Source organism: Paenibacillus sp. JZ16 (assembly GCF_015326965.1).
GTDB lineage: Bacteria > Bacillota > Bacilli > Paenibacillales > Paenibacillaceae > Paenibacillus_AQ.
Genome location: NZ_CP017659.1, coordinates 4,062,060 through 4,080,531, shown reverse-complemented (window position 1 = coordinate 4,080,531; position 18,472 = coordinate 4,062,060). Strand labels below are relative to the sequence as shown.

The following is an 18,472-nucleotide window of genomic DNA, read 5'->3' as shown; positions in this document are numbered from 1 at the left end:
AGCGAGAACTTAAAGAGCGCTGACCGTCATTGTCAGCGCTCGTTTAATCTGTTGAGGAACCGAAGTCCGTGATTCGCATGTTTACTTCATACGTAATGGGGATATGACTGAAGGTTTCATCCCAATTCTCCTGCACCTTCTTCCACACTTTCGGATGTTTGATGCGGATTTCATTGCCAAAACCCCCAACGTCCACATGATAGACATGCTGCATTTTGTTCAGGACCTGTTTGATCTGTTTACGGGCCTCTTCTTCAAACTGCTGCTCCATCTCTGAGATGTATCCACCCGATGAGGGAATTTCCGGAAAGCTCCAATCCTCGATTAGTCTGCCTTCTGCATTAACCTTGATATGAAATGAAATGTCGTCTCCCTGAACCTTTGGTATGATGGTGCTGTGGGATTTCTTGGGTTCAAAGGTTACGGTATGGCCGGTCTTCGGCGCATACGTCTTCAGCGCGCCTCCCATCACGTCTGCCGTAATCCAAGACAAGCCTTCCAGATCATATTGGCTTAATTCCCCGATCCATTTCTTGGTCTTGCCTTTGAAAATGGCGGCTCCTGAGAATTTATGCTCGCTTTGAGCGGTAACGACATTTTGTAACAGGAAGCTTTCCCCGGATTGCATGGCGCTGTCAAGCTTAATGAGTGTCACGGGCGGGATGATTTTGTTGGAACGATAACGGTTATCCACGAGTCCCATCAAGTAAAAAGCAGGGATCTCCCCGGGTTCAGTGGAGCTTAACGCTTCAAGCGCGCTTCGGTGGCTGACCACCACTAGGCAGCTGGGGCGGATGTCATTATCGCGGAGAATAAAGTCAAATACCTGTTCCAGGCTGTACCTTTTGGCTAATTCGCTAGAAACGACGATAACCTTCAGATGGTGGCCGATAAGCGGCCGGTCTCTACGTAATGCAAATTGGCGAAAGATTTGAATGATGGAGTCGCCCGTCAGCTGTTCGTTCAGGTAGGCCTTGCTTGGCGATGAAGAACTGGAACCTCCTTGCTTTTCGTTCTTTCCCGTAATTGGGGGTACGATCTGAACCGTTGCCGTCAGTACTTTCTTCTTCGGATAGGATGCCCCTTGTTTATTGATATCTCGTTCGAATCTGGATTCATTCGCTGCATCGAGTCCCAATCCAACATAGACGCTGACATCCTCAATTTCGTTGCTGCTCCAGCAGCCGGTAGTCAGAAACAGCAGGATGCTGGCCGTCCATAGTGACGTAAATCGTAAATACCTGTTCATTTCGGCTTCACACCTTTCTTACGGGCAATGCTGATCAGAAGCAAGAGTAATGGTAAAGCGCCAAATAAGTAGATAGAGGCATTGCCTACCACATCTCCCAGCTTGAATGTTTCCGATACGTCCTTCGGAATCATCGCGATGAGGAAGATGACAGGAAGCAGGATAAAGAGAAAGGGCCGTATTTTCGTCTTAAGCAGCTGGGACCATCCTAACGAGGCTGCGTAATGCGTTATCGCAAAGGTCGAGAATATTTGCATGATCCAGATGACAAGCAGCAGGGACTCAAAACGTTCGAATATCAGTCCCTGCATTTCAAAACTCCGCATTAAGTCCAGTGTCGGCCATGTTCTTGTTTCAACTCCGTTTATGGACAGCCCGCCAATAACCATAATGACGGTGATTAAATAGATAACCAGGGGAACCGTAATGCCAACGAGCATGGCTTTGGTGCCTTTTTTTGGAGACTTCATAAACGCCATGGCAACAAACATGATCTCGTAACCCGTAAAAGATAGCAAAGATGGCTTTAACCCCCGAATCACGGGCATAAACCCTGAGCCGAGTACCGGCCTTAAGTTTTTGATATCAAAAATATTGCTGCTCAACAGAATCGCTATGAGGAAAAAAACCAGCGTAATCGGTAGAATGATCTCGCAGATTCTGGCGATGCTGTTGATCCCCCCGGTGGTCAAATACAGGCCGATCCACATAAAGGTCATCACGATGGCCCAGACGGGTGTGCCTTCCAGCAGATATAACCCCGTTACCTCCGCCATAATCCGGATCTCAAAAGCGGCGATGATAATGAAATAACCAATAAACAGCAGGCCTAGAACAAAAGCCAGCCATTTCCCGGTGATCTCAGGTACAAATTGAAACCATGTTTTCCCTTGAAATCTTCGGCATAACGACACAACGATCATTCCTGCCAACAGGATGATCAAACCGGAGATGAGAATCGAGATCCACACATCCGGCGTTTTGGCAGCCTCTACCGTCGTTCTGGGAAGTGTCAGAATACCGGCACCCAGCATGTAGTTAATGATCATGACGGCAGCTTGAGACGTGGTGATCTGGTCATGGGTGTTATTTGAGCTGCTCATGGTCCTCGCCTCATTTCGTGCTTAGGATGATTAATTTCTGCGGTCAGGGTCGTTCGGTTTTAACATTCGAGGTCGTTTCTTCATCACTTTCAGCGGGAACCGAATGAGGAAGTCCTTCAAGTCACTGATGCCGTAAGGCACCATTGGACTTGCATAAGGTACGCCGAAGCTCTTCAGTATGACCAAATGACTGCAGAGAAGAAGGAAGAACATCACGACACCATACAGTCCAAGCACTGCCGCAAAGAACATCGCGGTAAACCGAAGAACGCGCAATGTAATGCCGGCACTGTATACTGGGATCGTGAAGGAAGAGATGGCGGTTACGGCCACGACAATAACGAGAAACGGACTGACGATACCGGCTTGTACGGCAGCATCGCCAATAATCAGACCGCCTACGATGCCCATCGCAGGCCCGATGGGTTTCGGGAGCCGAATCCCGGCCTCCCGCAATATTTCAATGGCGATTTCCATGATGAGCGCTTCGATGATTGAGGGAAAGGGCACGCCTTGCCTGGTTTCAATGATCGTTAGCGCCAGCTTGGTTGGAATCAGCCCGGGATGAAAAGAAATAAACGAAATGTAGAGTGCCGGAGCCAGAAGTGCCAGCAGGGCGGAGAGAAAACGCAATAAGCGGACAAAGGATCCCGAGATCCATCTCTCGTAGTAATCCTCCGGCGACTGCAGCAGCATGCTGAACGTGACAGGGACGATTAGCGCATACGGCGTGCCATCAAGCAGGATAGCTACCCGCCCTTCCAGTAAAGCCCCGATCACCCTGTCGGGTCTTTCCGTGTTCTGCACTTGCTGAAAAGGACTCATGACATTTTCCTCAATCAATTGCTCGATGTATCCTGACTCGAGAGGGTCATCAATTTCGAGTTTCTGAATTCGCGTAACGACCTCCTCGACTAGCTTCGGGTCGGCAATATCCTTCATATAGGCAATGATCAGATCCTTTTTCACGCGGTTCCCAACCTCAAATCGGGTGAGCAGAAGGCTTTCGTTTTTTCCGTGAAGCCGCAGTAATCCTGTATTGTCGGCCAATCTCTCGGTAAACCCGACACGCGGGCCTCGAAGAAGTGCTTCGGATAGAGGTTCCTCCAGATTTCGGCTCTTCCCCTTGGCAGAACCAACCAGGAAGGCGCCTTGCATTCCATCTACCAATAAACCGGTTGTGCCCACAAGAACAGATTGTACGAGTTCCAGTAATCTAGCGGTATGTTTAATTTCGCTTACAGGGAGCATCTGGCTGCTGATATAGGATTTGATCGTATCGCTTGAACGATTGAACTGTTCCTGCTCCGCTTCTGGAATTCCCACCAACATGAGGGGCCTTATAAGATGGGTGTCCATAAGATCGTTGTTCATCAATCCGTCGACAAAAACGATGGCTGCCCGCGTTCCCGTTCCCCGGATCGTAAATTCTCTGATTTCCACGTCCCCGTTGTTACCGATTGCTTTACGGACGGATGTTAAATCCGCATCGTAAAGCCCCGTCAAGAGAGCCTGTGGCGAAACGCTATCCTCTCTCTCGGGGGAGAGGGCTTGTTCGGTTTGAGGGCGTAACTCGAATTAATAGATTTGCGAAACCAATGGGTTAACGCCAGCATGAGGAAGGGTACCAGTACGAGTAGTAAAGCTTGAACCCAAATCGTCCACTTCGGAATATAGGATACAATTACTGACCACAATGAAAGTCACCCCGCAATTTTTTAGCAATAGATCATAGTGTGAATCAAGTGTATTGTTACCCGAGGTGATCTTGAAAATTCCTGTTATTTGAATATCAGGAAGAATACCCTGCGCCGTTGAAGTTATATAACCAATTGCTGAAAAACGGGATAACAAAAAGGGGCATCCCCAGGCCGCTGTCCTGATGGGGATACCCCTTACATATATGAACTAAGCTGTGATCGCTACTTCTTCGATATCGAGAACGGGAGCTCATCAGAGCTGTAAGCACGGTAGCTTGGAGCCAGCCCGAGACGGAAATCGAGGGACTTGCCTGCCAGAATATCCTCATGCGTAATGTACAGTTTGGTGTAATCCTGTCCTTCCAATTGAACGCTGGCCACGAAGTTGGACTGCGGATTGTTGTTGTCGGTATGAATCGACATCTGTTTGCCGTTTGGCAGCTCAATACTCACGCTGTCGAACAACGGGATGCCGAGCACATATTCATTACTGCCCGGACATACCGGATAGAAGCCCATGGAGCTAAACACATACCATCCGGACATGCTGCCGTTATCCTCGTCTCCCGGGAAACCGTCAAAGCCGCTGTTGAACAGGTTCGACATCAGCTGTTTGAGGACGACCTGGGATGATGCGGGCTGCCCGACATAGTTGAACAGATAAGGAATATGGAAGCTTGGCTGATTGGATATCGCCAGCTGGCCATAGTCGATGGCAGCCATCTCACTCATCTCATGAATTTCAAAGCCGTAGCCCCGTACGTCGAAGTCCGGTGCTTTGTTGCACAATTCGGTGATTTTATCGAAAAAACGTTTCTCCGAACCATACGCCTCGATCAAGCCTTGGAAATCCTGGAATACGGCAAAGCTGGTCTGCCAGGCGCTTCCCTCGGCATAATCAAGCCCCCAGCTCGTATCGTTGAAATCCGGACGGAATTGGCCGTCCTGATCCTTGGCCCGCATAAACCCGGTTTCTGCATCGAAAATATTTCTGTAGTTGAGCGCGCTTTGTCTGTATTGGTTTGCAACATCCGATCGGCCCAAGACATCGGCCACGCGGCTGATGCAGTAGTCGCTGTATGCGTAATCCAGCGTGTGGTTCACGCTCTCGTGATAGCTGCTTGGAACATAACCGTACTTGATGTAATCCAGCGTTCCTTGCCGTCCATAACAATTCTGTCCGCTCTGCGTGGTGGCTGCGGTCAGCATGGCTTCCAGCAGTTCCGGCAGCAGGTGCTGAGCCAGTCCCTTAGCCGCCGCATCCGCAATGACGGCGTCAATAAGCGTGCCTGGCATCAGCCCGCGCTCATCCGGGGACAGCCATTTTGGCAGGAAGCCGGTCTCGCGGTAGGAATTCAGGAAACCTTCCAGCATTTCCTCATATTCCTTGGGCGCGATGATGGAATAGAGCGGATATACGGTTTTGTAAGTATCCCAGAAGCCGTTATTGGTATAGAGAATGCCCTTTTTGACGGATCGGGCCGTTGTATCGTAATGTACCGGCTCCATGTTGGCATCCAGCTCATAAAACTTCTGCGGGAACAGGAACATGCGGTACAGGCAAGTATAGAAGGTGCGCATATATTCTTCGTTCGAGTGAGTGACCCGGACTTTGTTAAGGTAATGATTCCAGGCTTGTGCAGCCAGTTCCTTCTGCTCATCCAGGGATATGTCAAGCTCGCGCGCAAGGTTAAGCTCTGCTTGCTCCAGGCTAATAAACGACGTCGCCAGTTTAACATCCAGCACGTCTCTTTCACAGTCTATGAAACGAATAACGACGTGCTGGTCGACACCGCCAAAAGCAACCGCAGGGAAGAACTTGCCTTCTTCGTTGTAATAACCTGTTGTAGCAAGATCTATGTCCTTGCTAAAGCTTATGGCTACGTACATACGGAACCCGTCATCGTGACAGCCTGCGAAGTTGCTGACATAGCCAGTTAATTTGCGCTGGGCTGCATCCAGTCGGAACTCGCTTATGTTATTAACATTCAGGACAAAGCCTGCCTGCTGCCCGGAATTGTACTTCATACGCATTGCCGCACCGTAGGTGCTGGGAACCAGCTCCGTGGTGATGTTATAACGCTGCTGCTTCACTCTGAGATAGTGGGGTTTGAATGTCGCTTCTTCAGGCCGGTAGGAGCTTTGACAGGTGAAGACGGACCCTCTGATTTTGTCGTCCGCAATCGGAGTCATCAGGAAGTGGGCGAAATCGCCCATCCATGGACTTGGCTGGTGTGTCAGGCGAATGCCTTGGAAGACGCGGTCATTAGGGTTGAAGAACCAGCTTCCTTCGTTTTTGGTCTGGACGACATAATGGTTCATACCGAAAGGTACACCCGTATAAGGAAGCGCATTCCCGTTGGAATAGGTGTATTGGTTGTTGGTGCCTTGCCTTGTATCGATATAGTTCAGCATGTAAAAGTCTCCTTTGGTTTTTAGAAATAGGCGTGTTACAGCTTCTTCACGGTCTGTCGTTCAATGAGACGAACGGGAACCACGGTATTCTCATGCGGGTGATCCTGGGGATTCTCGATCAGGGTGATAAGGCACTGTGCAGCCTGATACCCCATCTGTCCGAAATCCTGGGATATGGTGGTCAGCTTGGGTTCAACGAAGCCCGCGAGATGAATGTTGTCAAAGCCCACGATGGAGAAATCATCCGGTACCGACAGGCCCAGCTCTTTGGCAATCTGAATGATCTCGATCGCGATGAGGTCATTCTCGGCAACAATACCCGTAATTCCTTGCGTCACAACGGCTTGAATAAACTGAATATAGTATTCTCTGCCGTTGTCGTTGTCATGGGTTAAGTACCGGTCGGTCAAGTCATTGACGCTGTAATCGATCAGTTTGTAATCATACAAAGCTTTCAAATAGCCGAAATACCGCTCCCGGATCGAGGAAGAGTTCTCTACCTTCAAGGAGGAGATAAAGGCGATCTTCTTATGATTATTCTCGATCAGATGTTTGGAGGCCTGATACCCGCCACCGAAGTTGTCGGAGACAACCGAACGGAACGGAATCCCTTCAATGCATTTATCCATCGTCACCAGCGGGTACTGTGCCAGGTGATACTGATACAGAATGCCAAGATCCGAGATGCTGCTTATCGGGTAGAGAATCAGCCCCGAATTGGCGCTTTGAAGCGCGGCTTCCAGCAGCTTCCGCTGTCCGACAATCGTATTGGACTGAATGTTCAAAGTGTAGTCGGTCGTTGCGAGATATTCGTTGATGCCTTTTTCGTAATCACCAAGTCCCGGGTTATGAGCGAATGGCAGAATCAGCAGGATCTCCTTATTCGTCTTGCTCAGGTGCCTTTGAGGGGCTTTGTCTGTGCTCACGAAGCTTCCCTTACCTTGGATCCGGTAGATCAGCTTGGCATTCTCCAGCTCGGTCAGCGCCCTCTTCGAGGTGATCCGGCTGACGTTGTATTCCTTCGAAATCTCGGCTTCGGTTGGAAGCTGATCTCCAGCCTGGAGCTCTCCGGATTCAATCTTGGCCGTTAAAGCATTTACGATATGTTGATATAGTGGAATTTGTTCCATAGCGGATCCACTCCCTGAATTTGATATATCATTTTGTGGCGTTTATGTCAAAGTCTAATGATACATTTAATAAAAAGTTACAGTTGTTATGTTTGAATGCACAAAAGGAATACACTGCTCGGGTGCATATAGTTTAAAGATTCTATGTCCATAGTATCGTGTCCATGGATATATTTCAAGATTAGACGCTTCCAACGCCAATAAATTGGAGAGAATAAATTGGTATATATAACAAACGGATAAAGATGTTAATTGTTATATCAAATATTCATAACTGGTTATCGCCTTGCCTGCGGGCGTTGATTTGACAGCCTATCACTTGAGTGATAAATTGACTGTGATTAGGGTAGGGAGGTGAATGGAGTCAATGAAACAATTGGGATTTCATCAGGAGAACCGATTAGCTATGCTGTCCTGGATTCGGATCACCCGTTTTCAACAGATCGGCAATCACCTCTCGAATGAGTTCTTACAGCCGTTCTGCATCACGGTTGCCCAATTCGACGTTTTGATCCAGGTCTTCGCGCACCAACCTTTATCACAGCAGGAGCTGGCCGAATATCTTTCCATTAGCGGCGGCGGTGTCTCCCATATGGTAAAACGGCTGGAGAAGCTGGATCTGATTGTCCGCAAGCAGGATTGGAAGGTAAAGTATATCTCGCTAACGGATAAGGGACAGGCCCTGCTGGAAGAAATTATTCCGCTGCTGTCGGATTTCCAAACCTCTATGTTCGACGTTCTGGATGAACAGGAGTTACAGCAGCTTTACAAGACGATGAGGAAGCTTCATCAGCATAATGGAAAGAAAAAGTCGGCACACCCGAGGGTTATCGTCGAGGAGGAGTAGCTGAAGGTTGCCTTGGCTGCTAGTTATCGGCTTTACGAAGGGAGCCAAAGAAGACGCAGGGGAGTCCTAAGAGAGGGATTCCTTTTTTGTGCGAAATGAGTTCATTTTTTAATGAGAGATCTAAATTTTTATATACATCATAAGAACGTTCGTTCTATAATGAAATCGATGAGTACATGAATCGTACAGGAGGGTGTTGTAGTTGAAGAAGAGTGCGCTTTTGGTCATTGATGTACAGAATGAGATGTTTCAAGTGAATGATCCGGTGTTTGAAGGGGATCGATTGCTCCACAATCTCAAGCAGCTGATCGCAAAAGCCAGAAGCGGCGGCATTCCTATCCTCTACATACAACATAATGACGAAGGTTTGATGGCAGGGTCGGAGGCGTGGAAGATTAACCGTGAGATTGCGCCTGCGATGTCGGATACGATCATTCAGAAGACCAGACCGGATTCATTCTATAACACCTCACTTGAAGAGAAACTGAAGCAGCAAGGCATAGAACATGTGATTCTTGCAGGTATGCAGAGTGAGTTATGCGTAGACACCACGTGCAGGAGAGCGTCCAGTTTGGGCTATGATGTCACGCTGGTATCCGATGCACACAGCACCTGGAACAATTCGGTGTTAACCGCGCAGCAGATCATAGATCATGTGAACGCTACCCTGAGATGGTTTGCCGACGTGAAGACAACAGAAGAAATCCTCATTACGAAAGAAGCCGGCGTGTAATCGCCGGCTTTTATATATGGAATAAATGATCATTTATTAGGACGGGCTTCCGCCATAATTCGAATTTCTGGTTAAAATATTCCTTCGGGCACCTTGCCTTCCCAGCAATCCGGTGTGTGCAGCCCCAGCACATGACCGATGACGGCGGCCGTGTCCATGATGCTGATCGGAGCGTCGAGAAGGCCGGGTTTTACGCCCGGACCCGTAATCCCCCAGGTGATGGTCATATCCATCGGATGGTCACTGCCATGGTCATTAGGATGAGCGCCTCCGCCGCCATGGTCCGTAACCGTGATGATCCACGTATCTTCCAGCAGCTGCTGATCATCCAGTGCCTCGATTATCATGTCTACGTACTTATCCGTAACGGCAATCTGCTCCAGCTGCTTATCAGTACCGAATCCGTACTTGTGGCCCGCGCCGTCGGGGTGATCCAACTGAATGAACATCAGTTTGAAATCGGGCTGCTGATGAATATAATCGACGATGGCTTCCGTCAGCTCGGGATCGGGTTTGGATTCCATATGAACATTGATCGTATTCTCAATGATTCCTGTGTTGATCGGTTCCCAGCAGCTGAACGCGGACAGAGGAGCATCCGGCCATTGCTGGCGGGCCAGCTTGAATAGTGACGAATAGGGGAAGTCATCCGGAATTTGCCCGTGGATCGCCCGGTCATTATCAAGACCGTGTTGGGCCGGGCTTACGCCATATAACAACGAGCCCCAACATTCAGCACTGATGCTGGGAAATACGGTCTGCGCATCGTACGAGTAGGCTCCAGCTTGCAGCAGGGCGTGAAGATGCGGTGCATCCGCTTCTTGAACGAACCTGCCTGCTCCATCAATTCCAAGAATAATGACGCGTTTAGCCATCGATAACACCTCCTTGGTAAGAACCATTTGATCTTTATGCATAGAAGCTGAATAAAACAATATGCATCATGTGTACAGGATTGCTGCAGCAATGACTGTTGCTACCCCCATGATGCAATGGTGATGATACCCAGCGTGATGAGCACGGATGTAATGATTCGCCGCCAGCCTTGCTGCTCACGCAGAACGATGATGCCGAGCAGAGTGCCGAATACCGTGCTGATTTCACGAACCGGCGCGATGTGTGCAAGCGGAGTAAGCCGCATGGCGAACAGGAATAGCAAGTACGATCCCGGTGCCAGGATGGAGCCCAACAGAATCGTGCGCCAGTTCACCGTCCATTCCTGTTTCAGCCCTCTGGACAGTATCACGGGAACGATGAGAGCGATGAAATAACTGATATTGGATAATTGAATCAGGGCGATCGGAGAGACCCCTGCGTCCAGAACAGCCTTGTCGGTCAGGGTATATCCGGAAATGCATAGTCCAACCAGGCAAGCATAGATTAAGGCCTTGGGGTTCAGGCTGGAAGGGCCTCTGAATTTCAAACCCGATACAGCAAACAACGAAAAGATAATGATGCTAAGGCCCATATAACCCGCTGCACTTAGATGCTCATGGAACAACACGAGGCTGCACAGCGAGGTCAGCATGGCCCCAAGCCCTCGCATAAACGGGTATACCTGGGACATATCGCCATGGGTATAGGCTTTGGAGAGCAGCGTAATATAGAAGCCCTGAATGGTCATAGACAGCAGCATAAGTCCGTAAATGTGCGGTTCCAGCTTTAGCCCTGACATCTCCATGAGAAATGAAGGCATCAGGAGGATTAAGGTGACAGAATGGATGCACCACAGAAACACCGATTTATGAATGCTTCGCTTCGTGAACAGATTCCAGAGGGCATGGGTAAGACCGGAAGACAGCACCAACAGCAGGGATAGCAGCTCCATCAGAAATGTCCGATAAGGACTTCAATGCTGCGGGCGGACAGATTATCCACCCATTCCTGCGAACAGCCCGGATCCGTGATAACCATGGAGATGTCCTCCAGTTTGGCGAGCTTCGAGAACGTGGTTACCCCGAGCTTGGTGTGATCGGCAAGAACGATGCCTTCCTCCGAACGCTCCAGCATTTTTCGCGATATGTAGGCTTCATCCAAATTGTAATCGGTAATGCCATCGGTTAAGGAGATACCGCCGACCGAGATAAATGCTTTATTGACCTTGAACTGTTCCAGCAGCATTTCAGTGAGAGGACCTGTTGCCGCCTGCTTGGTCCGGTCCATATCCCCGCCGATATAAATAATCTTTCCCTGAAAAATCTCCATAGCCAGATTCAGGACAGGCAGCGAATGGGTGATGACCGTCACATCGGACCGGTCCTTAAGATAACGGATGACTTCAATCGTGGTTGTTCCGTTATCCAGCAGAATGGTCTCCCCTTCCTTGACTAGGGAGGCGGCGAGTTTACCGATCGCGGCCTTTTCCTCTGCGCATGTCTGGGAACGGCTGGTGAAGGACGGTTCAATATGCCCGGAACGAGATTTGACGGCGCCGCCGTAAACTTTGCGCAGCTGGCCTTCTTTCTCTAACCGGTCCAAATCGCGGCGGATCGTTTCCGCGGATACCTCCAGCTGCTCCGCAAGGGCGTGGACTCTCACCTTGCCCTCCAGCTCCAATTGATTTAAGATCTTCCCCCTGCGTTCCTCATAGGTTACAGACATAAAATTCATTCACCTCAATATTGTATATGACTGATGTTGACCGAAGATGTGGATTTGATTTTATATTAGGTTGGTTAAACCGTCTTGTCAACAAAAAAACATTGACTTTTCATCGCTATCCCCACTAATATACACATAAAACCACATAAATTCATTGAAAAACCACATGTCCATGTAAAGGAGACGTTTATGTTGAAGCCAACTCTTCGATTCGGAGACGATCATACCTTCAAGATTGTGCAGTTCACAGATATTCATTGGAAGAATGGGGAGCCGGAGGATCAGATGAGCCGGCGCTGCATGGAAACGGTATTGGACCTGGAGCAGCCTGATCTGGTGGTATTTACGGGCGATCTCATTTATTCGGGGGAAGCCGATCCCGGCTGGAAAAAGTGCCAGGATCCAGTGCAGGCCTTCAAGGATGTTGTCAAGACGGTGGAGTCACGCGGAATTCGCTGGGCCTTCGTATTCGGGAATCATGATACGGAGGGGGATATCACACGTGAAGAGCTTATGGATGCAGCCCTGCAGCACACCTACAACTGTGCAGAGCACGGCTCGCCGGAAATTCATGGCGTAGGGAATTATACGCTTCCTTTATACGGCAGCAATGGGGAAGAGACAGCGGCCGTCTTGTACTTCTTCGATTCAGGGAGAGAGTCCGAACATCCTGCAGTTCCGGGGTACGATTGGATTCGGCGCGATCAGATCCGCTGGTATGAGATGGCGTCCTTGGCTTACAGCGCCAAGCATCAAGGGAATCCGCTGCCGTCATTGGCTTTTTTCCATATCCCTCTGCCGGAGTATCGTGAGGTGTGGGAGCGGAAGACGTGTTACGGCAGCAAGTTTGAAAGGGTATGCTGTCCGGAGTTGAATACCGGTCTGTTCGCGGCCATGCTGGAGCGGGGCGATGTGATGGGCACGTTCGCCGGACATGATCATATCAATGATTACTGGGGGGAGCTGCACGGCATCCGTCTTTGTTACGGCAGAGCTACCGGTTATGGTACATATGGCCGGGAAGGCATGCTCCGTGGTGCGAGGGTTATTCGCCTGCATGAAGGACAGCGGCAGTTCGACACTTGGATTAGGCTGAGCGACGGCTCGCAGATTCGGGAACAGGAGAAGCATGAACCCGAGACGCCCCTCTGATATACGACAATAGTCAAAAACACACCTCTTATGAAATGTACGGAAAAGATCCGGTGGTTTCATGGGAGGTGTGTTTGGTTTGCGTTATTATCCTTATCCGTTCCTAAGCAGTCGCAGCAGCAGCTCCGCCTTAGGGGGCGTATAGCTTGGGTCCTCTTGGGACTTCAGCGTCATTAATCCCGATAGCACGGATAAATAACAGGCTACGAGCTCTCTCAGATCGCCAGCCGCAATCTCCCCTGCATCCTGCCCTGCTTCGAACAGCGGCATAAGCTGGTCAACAAAGGCATGGATGGAATAGCTCTCGATAATCCGCTTGGCCTCTTCGGGCACGCCATCCGAGGTACGTGCTTGCTGAATCAGCATAAAGTGCGTATTATCATCCTCTTGGAGAATCATGGAGGTTAGCAATGTGATTTTCTCAAGAGGGGTACCGGGCACGTTATAGATTTCGGAGAGCGCTAGCCGTGCCTCCTCCATCGACCATTGAACGAGCGTGATGAACAACTCGTCTTTGGATTTAAAATAATGATAGAGAAGACCGTGGCTGACCCCGGCTTCACTGGCGATCATGCTCATCTTGGTTCCGAAAATACCTCTTCTGGAAAATACTTTGATGGCAGCTCGCATGATTTGTTCTTTTCGTTCGTCGCGTATTTGATGCAGTTGTTCTTCGTTTAACGGGGCCATTGCGTCCATCCCTCATCATGGAATTCTCTTGCTGATATCAACAATAACGCATTTGATTTATTCGGGCAATCCCATGGATAAGGGCAGAAATTCGTTATTAAAGACCGGGATGATCCGCGCGAGTAGTTCTTCCAGGGGCAAGTTTGTCTCCTGTAATACTTGATGAAGCCAAGCTTTACCTTTACCCGATGGGTCTGCATTCACGAGTGCGGTGATATATTCGGCATTAAACAAATCCTGAGGTGAGGCGAAGAGACCAGTTACCATCATATACTGTTCGAATACGGCCATATCGTTATGATCATAAGCCAGCTCCTGGCATATATCGAACAGCCTCTGGGCAAAAGAGAAGCCTTGGGCGGACAGGTGGCCCTCGTATGTCACGCCCGGCCATCTGAGATCTGCGGCTGCGCTAAGCCACCATGCAGGCTCAATGGCGGATTGAATCTTTAGGAGGGCGAAGCGTTCGAATCCCTCCTCAAGCAGAACTCCATTCTGCATCGATTGCAAGCATTGGTCCAGCGTATCTGCCTGGATGGCGGCCACCGTCATGCCCTGGCCGAATATCGGATCGAAGCTGCAGAAAGCATCACCGAGCACCAGCAGACCGGAAGGCCAATCCTCCATCTGCTCGAAATGCTGTCTAAGGCATTCCTCGATCCGGTAGCCGCGCGGGTTTGAGACCGGTTCAAGCTGCTGAAACAAATCTCCGATGGCAGCGCCGAACAGATTTTGTGCCTCCTGGTCGTACAGCTGATGGTTGGTTGTCGGATAAGAGTCTCCTCCCGCGCGGTACAGAACAACCTCCGCAATCTGGTTCTCGATCGGATTGAATACGGCCGTGCCGATACCACGGGAGGGATCTCCTTCGTTCACAATGGTGCTCCACGCCGCTTGGATGTCTTCTGGCACCTTATAATGCCGCGTGCTATAACCAAGGGATATGTGCAGCCTCTCGGCCTCGGGTGTCGCATAACCGAGGTTCTGGAGCCAATCCGATAGCTTGGAACCGCGCCCGCTTGCATCCACGACGATATCCGCATTCATATGAAGGAGCGCCGGCTCTTCGACGCTTCTGTCCCGGAACACCACACCGGTAACGGTGTTCTTGTCTGCGTCAAACAGCAATTGTTGGGCCGTCAGTTTCGGTAGAAGGGTGACGTTGGGCAATTTGGCTACTCTGCTACGCAGCGTCCACTCCAGCAGGGATCGGCTGCATCCCGCATTGGGCTCATCGGGCATTTCCAGCGTGCCGAAGCGGTTGGTCATTTTAACGGACTTATGCGCCCGGGGGTGGGCCCCGTGCTGAACCAGCTCCTCGGTTATGCCGGGGAACCATCGTTCAACAATCATCTTGCCGCGCTCAAGGAAACGGTGCGGATGATAGGCCTGCGGCGTACCCGCCCGAGTCTCCGGTCCTGCTGGAAACTCATCCCGATCCGTGATGATTACCTCTTCGTAATGCTTGGATAACACGGTTGCAGCGAATAGTCCGGCTATGCCTCCACCTAGAATGAGCGCTTTGCCTTTTGTTTTCATTCGAAGACCTCCAATATAGATTGATTTAGTCAGTCAATAATAAACGAAAAACATCCTCTGAATTTCAAATTTGGATAAAGAAGCAGGACAAATAGCGGTGAACGTCCTTAACGAATGGAGCGATGTCTCCTTTCTACTCTATATTTATGATTGATTAGGTCAGTCAATCATAAGATAAAGGTATTTATTGGATATGTCAATCCTGATTTACGTATAAGAAGCGCGAATTGCCTATAACTCCCCTTGTGTTCGCTTCGGAATTTTGGGACAATAAGGAGTGGACTATGAATAGAAAGAGGACCAATCAATGAACAAACCATCCATTTATGGATTAACATTAGATCAGTTGACGGCTTGGCTAGGCGAGCGTGGACATAAAAAGTTTCGGGCAACACAGGTATGGGAGTGGCTGTATCGGAAGCGGGTCACCGCTTTTTCCGATATGACGGATGTGCATCCGGAATGCTTGCAGCTGCTCGCGGAGCATTATACGATACTGACCTTGGAGGAGCACACCAAGCAGGAGTCTCTGGACGGAACGGTTAAGTTCCTGTTCAAGCTGGTGGACGGCAATCTGATTGAGACCGTATTAATGCGGCATAAATTCGGTTTGTCGGTCTGTGTGACTACTCAAGTCGGCTGTAACATTGGCTGCAGCTTCTGCGCCAGCGGTTTGCTGAAGAAGAGCCGGGATTTGTCCGCAGCGGAAATTGTGGAGCAGGTCATGCAGGTTCAGCTTCACTTGGATCAACAAGGCAAAAGCGAGCGGGTCAGCCATCTCGTGGTGATGGGGATCGGGGAGCCGTTTGATAATTATGAGAACATGTCGGATTTCATTCGCGTGATCAAGGATCATAAGGGGCTTGCCATTGGTCCCCGTCATATTACGGTATCGACCAGCGGGCTGGCTAACAAAATCGTCGAGTTCGCGGACAGCGATCTGGGCGTGAATCTCGCCATCTCCCTTCATGCGCCGAATGATGAGATTCGGACCCGCATTATGAAGATTAACAAAGCGATTCCGATCGAGAAGCTGATGGCAGCGATTGATTATTATCTGGAAAAAACGAATCGCCGTATCACGCTGGAGTACATTCTGCTGAAGGATGTGAACGATCAGCGGGAGCATGCGCTTGAGCTGGCAGAGCTTGTTGGCGAGCGACGCAATCTGGCGAATGTGAACCTCATTCCGTACAACCCGGTGGATGAGCACAGCCAATATCAGCGCAGCACAAAAGAATCGATTACCTCTTTTTACGATACTTTGAAAAAACAAGGCATCAGCTGCAGCGTTCGTCTGGAGCATGGAACCGACATCGATGCAGCCTGCGGGCAGCTGCGAAGCAAGCAGATCAAGAAAGCGCAGTAACAAGAATAACGCGCAATCCCAGGGGAATTTAACCGCTATGTGGATTGACCAGCTGTAAGGGCGTACCCATTCATATGGGTATGCTCTTCTTAATGAAATCCGAAGCGTTATATAAAAATTGAATCGAGAGGAAGGATGCTTTAACATGCTGGAGACACATCCAACCGTCAAAAAGCTGCAATTCAAGGACCTCGGCCAACCGGTTCTGATGCTAAACGCACCACAGGCCTTTCAAGAGGTCATCAATTCCCTGCAAGGGGAAGTTCATACGGAGCCTAAGCAAGTGCCTTACGATTTTGTGCAAGCCTTCGGGACAAGCAATGAAGAATTGCAGCGCTTAGCCAAGATCGCAGCCAGCTCTGTGACTGACAATGGCCTGCTGTGGCTGTGTTACCCCAAGAAGTCGTCCAAAACCTACAAGAATTCCGATTGCAGCCGGGAGAGTATTACGGGCATTCTTGCTGACGAAGGCTATGAGCCCGTTCGGCAAATCGCTATCGATGAGGATTGGTCCGCCTTGCGTTACCGTAAAGTGGAGTTGATCAAGTCCATGACCAGATCGTTCGCAGCAACCGCGAAGGGGAAGGAACGGACCGGTCAAGAGGACGATAAATAATTGCAAGTTCGATAGGCATACGGGAGATCGATTTTAGTGAAATTTACAGCCTGAATCAAAGAAAAATGACCCTTCGAGGGTCATTTTGTGTTCTTAATACGTCTTCTTCTTTGTTCGGTGGTCATGTCTGGATTTCCAGTCATGGTGTTTGGACTTCCAGTCGCGGTGCTTGGATTTGCGCTTACGCTGGTTGGCGTCTTTGTTAATGGCTTTGCTGCCACTGCCGCCGCCTACGGCGTGCTGCTGTCTGGTGCCGCGGCTCTCGATCGCGGAGTTGGTGCCGCCTGTGCTGTATTTGCCGGCGCCGCTTGCGATCTGCGTTGCAGACGCGTTTTGGCCTCCCTTCGGAAGCTTTACGACCTGCTTGTTAATGACGAATACCACTTCTTTTTGATTTTTTTTATGCTTGCTATGTTTCGAGTGATGTTTCGGATGATGTTTGGAGAAATGGTCCTTGTCCTTGGGGTCTTTTAATCCGAGATTTTTAGCGATTCCCCCGGCTCCGACGCTTTGTTGTTGGTACGTGTGCGGGGATTTAATGGCCGCATTGTTGCCTGCTGCGCTGCTTTTACTGGCGCCACTGGCGATTTGAGTGGTATTGGGGGCATTGGTGAATTGATCGTTCACCACAAAGACGAATCGCCCCACACCACCAAGAGGCGATGTTACGGAGAAACGTTGCTTGCCCTTCTCTACTGTGATGGTCAGATGTTCCTTCTGGGACACGCGCTTCATCTCCTCTTTTCAATGGAGTCTTATTTTATCGTAAGTGAATTCGATGCAGCTCGTAAGAGGTATGCGCTGATAGAATAGAAAATGGGGGAAGGGCCCTGAGTGCTGATAGGCAACCATTTTGCGAATAGAAAGAGTGTAAGAAGACACTCACTGTTGTGTATAATAATCAGAGTGATAGAAAGGATGGGAATATGCTGACAATCAAAGAATATAGCGTTGAACTGGTGAAGGATCCTTTTGGAATCCTGGCAGGCAAACGCTTTGAGTTTGTATGCGATTTGGACGTGCCGGAGGACGACGAGCTCTATTCGGAGCATGGCGTCTATCTGAGAGTGATTTATCTGGAAGACGAGGAGTCTTCGCGCATTGTAAAATACGACTTCTATGAGCGGACAACCGACCAGTACCTGGACTTCGATATGGAGCCCGAGGAAGAGGAAGAACTCATGACTTTTTGCAAAGAGTATTTGCAGGAAGCGTAAATAGAGCCGGAAGATGAGAACAGGCAAGTCCGGAGTGACTTGGGCATTTCTGTGCAAATCTAAACGGATGGAATCTTATTCCAAAGTAATGGGAAATATTGCCCAAATAGT

The 18,472-nt window shown here is 49.6% G+C and carries 17 protein-coding genes; 6 read left to right on the top strand and 11 right to left on the bottom strand.

Annotation, left to right across the window (positions count from 1 at the left end):
* Window positions 1-43: 43 nt before the first annotated feature.
* From BJP58_RS18580 to BJP58_RS18560, 5 genes are all read right to left on the bottom strand, one after another.
* Window positions 44-1,249 (bottom strand): Ger(x)C family spore germination protein, encoded by a 1,206-nt coding sequence (locus BJP58_RS18580; RefSeq protein WP_194540096.1) that lies wholly within the window; start codon window positions 1,247-1,249, stop codon window positions 44-46.
* Window positions 1,246-2,352 carry a spore germination protein gene (locus BJP58_RS18575; protein ID WP_194540095.1) on the bottom strand — a complete coding sequence of 369 codons (1,107 nt, stop codon included), beginning with the start codon at window positions 2,350-2,352 and terminating at the stop codon, window positions 1,246-1,248. Before BJP58_RS18575 ends, BJP58_RS18580 begins: the two co-directional genes overlap by 4 nt.
* A 30-nt stretch (window positions 2,353-2,382) precedes the next feature.
* Window positions 2,383-3,858 carry a spore germination protein gene (locus BJP58_RS18570; protein WP_194540094.1) on the bottom strand — a complete coding sequence of 492 codons (1,476 nt, stop codon included), beginning with the start codon at window positions 3,856-3,858 and terminating at the stop codon, window positions 2,383-2,385.
* Between the two features lie 416 nt (window positions 3,859-4,274).
* Window positions 4,275-6,467, bottom strand: a complete 2,193-nt coding sequence (locus BJP58_RS18565) for a GH92 family glycosyl hydrolase (RefSeq protein WP_194540093.1) — start codon at window positions 6,465-6,467, stop codon at window positions 4,275-4,277.
* Window positions 6,468-6,502: 35 nt separating this feature from the next.
* Window positions 6,503-7,597 (bottom strand): GntR family transcriptional regulator, encoded by a 1,095-nt coding sequence (locus BJP58_RS18560; protein ID WP_194540092.1) that lies wholly within the window; start codon window positions 7,595-7,597, stop codon window positions 6,503-6,505.
* 367 nt (window positions 7,598-7,964) lie between these two features.
* Here BJP58_RS18560 and BJP58_RS18555 point away from each other — a divergent pair, with 367 nt between their 5' ends.
* Both BJP58_RS18555 and BJP58_RS18550 read left to right on the top strand, forming a co-directional pair.
* A complete protein-coding gene (locus tag BJP58_RS18555) occupies window positions 7,965-8,444 on the top strand; it encodes a MarR family winged helix-turn-helix transcriptional regulator (RefSeq protein ID WP_194540091.1) in 480 nt (159 codons plus the stop codon).
* Between the two features lie 202 nt (window positions 8,445-8,646).
* Window positions 8,647-9,177 carry a cysteine hydrolase family protein gene (locus tag BJP58_RS18550; RefSeq protein WP_194540090.1) on the top strand — a complete coding sequence of 177 codons (531 nt, stop codon included), beginning with the start codon at window positions 8,647-8,649 and terminating at the stop codon, window positions 9,175-9,177.
* A gap of 71 nt (window positions 9,178-9,248) precedes the next feature.
* On the opposite strand, the gene BJP58_RS18545 is transcribed toward BJP58_RS18550, so the two are convergent.
* From BJP58_RS18545 to BJP58_RS18535, 3 genes are all read right to left on the bottom strand, one after another.
* Window positions 9,249-10,052, bottom strand: coding sequence for an alkaline phosphatase family protein (locus BJP58_RS18545; protein WP_194540089.1), 804 nt, complete (start codon window positions 10,050-10,052; stop codon window positions 9,249-9,251).
* A 101-nt stretch (window positions 10,053-10,153) separates the two neighbouring features.
* Window positions 10,154-11,005, bottom strand: a complete 852-nt coding sequence (locus BJP58_RS18540; RefSeq protein ID WP_194540088.1) for a DMT family transporter — start codon at window positions 11,003-11,005, stop codon at window positions 10,154-10,156.
* Window positions 11,005-11,778: a DeoR/GlpR family DNA-binding transcription regulator gene (locus tag BJP58_RS18535; protein ID WP_194540087.1), complete on the bottom strand. Its 774-nt coding sequence runs from the start codon at window positions 11,776-11,778 to the stop codon at window positions 11,005-11,007. Before BJP58_RS18535 ends, BJP58_RS18540 begins: the two co-directional genes overlap by 1 nt.
* Before the next feature lie 192 nt (window positions 11,779-11,970).
* Between BJP58_RS18535 and BJP58_RS18530 the strand changes: the two genes are divergently transcribed.
* Window positions 11,971-12,930, top strand: a complete 960-nt coding sequence (locus tag BJP58_RS18530; RefSeq protein WP_194544983.1) for a metallophosphoesterase family protein — start codon at window positions 11,971-11,973, stop codon at window positions 12,928-12,930.
* Window positions 12,931-13,023: 93 nt separating this feature from the next.
* On the opposite strand, the gene BJP58_RS18525 is transcribed toward BJP58_RS18530, so the two are convergent.
* Window positions 13,024-13,620, bottom strand: coding sequence for a TetR/AcrR family transcriptional regulator (locus BJP58_RS18525; RefSeq protein WP_194544982.1), 597 nt, complete (start codon window positions 13,618-13,620; stop codon window positions 13,024-13,026).
* 57 nt (window positions 13,621-13,677) lie between these two features.
* Window positions 13,678-15,159, bottom strand: coding sequence for an FAD-dependent oxidoreductase (locus BJP58_RS18520; protein WP_194540086.1), 1,482 nt, complete (start codon window positions 15,157-15,159; stop codon window positions 13,678-13,680).
* Between the two features lie 307 nt (window positions 15,160-15,466).
* Here BJP58_RS18520 and rlmN point away from each other — a divergent pair, with 307 nt between their 5' ends.
* Together rlmN and BJP58_RS18510 are read left to right on the top strand one after the other, a co-directional pair.
* On the top strand, window positions 15,467-16,528 hold the full coding sequence (gene rlmN / locus BJP58_RS18515; RefSeq protein WP_194540085.1) for a dual-specificity RNA methyltransferase RlmN: 1,062 nt from the start codon (window positions 15,467-15,469) through the stop codon (window positions 16,526-16,528).
* 145 nt (window positions 16,529-16,673) lie between these two features.
* Window positions 16,674-17,144: a DUF3052 domain-containing protein gene (locus BJP58_RS18510; protein ID WP_194540084.1), complete on the top strand. Its 471-nt coding sequence runs from the start codon at window positions 16,674-16,676 to the stop codon at window positions 17,142-17,144.
* Window positions 17,145-17,237: 93 nt separating this feature from the next.
* Here the strand turns inward: BJP58_RS18510 and BJP58_RS18505 are convergent, their stop codons facing one another.
* Window positions 17,238-17,870 (bottom strand): hypothetical protein, encoded by a 633-nt coding sequence (locus BJP58_RS18505; RefSeq protein WP_233354686.1) that lies wholly within the window; start codon window positions 17,868-17,870, stop codon window positions 17,238-17,240.
* Between the two features lie 200 nt (window positions 17,871-18,070).
* Here BJP58_RS18505 and BJP58_RS18500 point away from each other — a divergent pair, with 200 nt between their 5' ends.
* A complete protein-coding gene (locus tag BJP58_RS18500; protein ID WP_194540083.1) occupies window positions 18,071-18,361 on the top strand; it encodes a DUF6509 family protein in 291 nt (96 codons plus the stop codon).
* Window positions 18,362-18,472 lie beyond the last annotated feature (111 nt).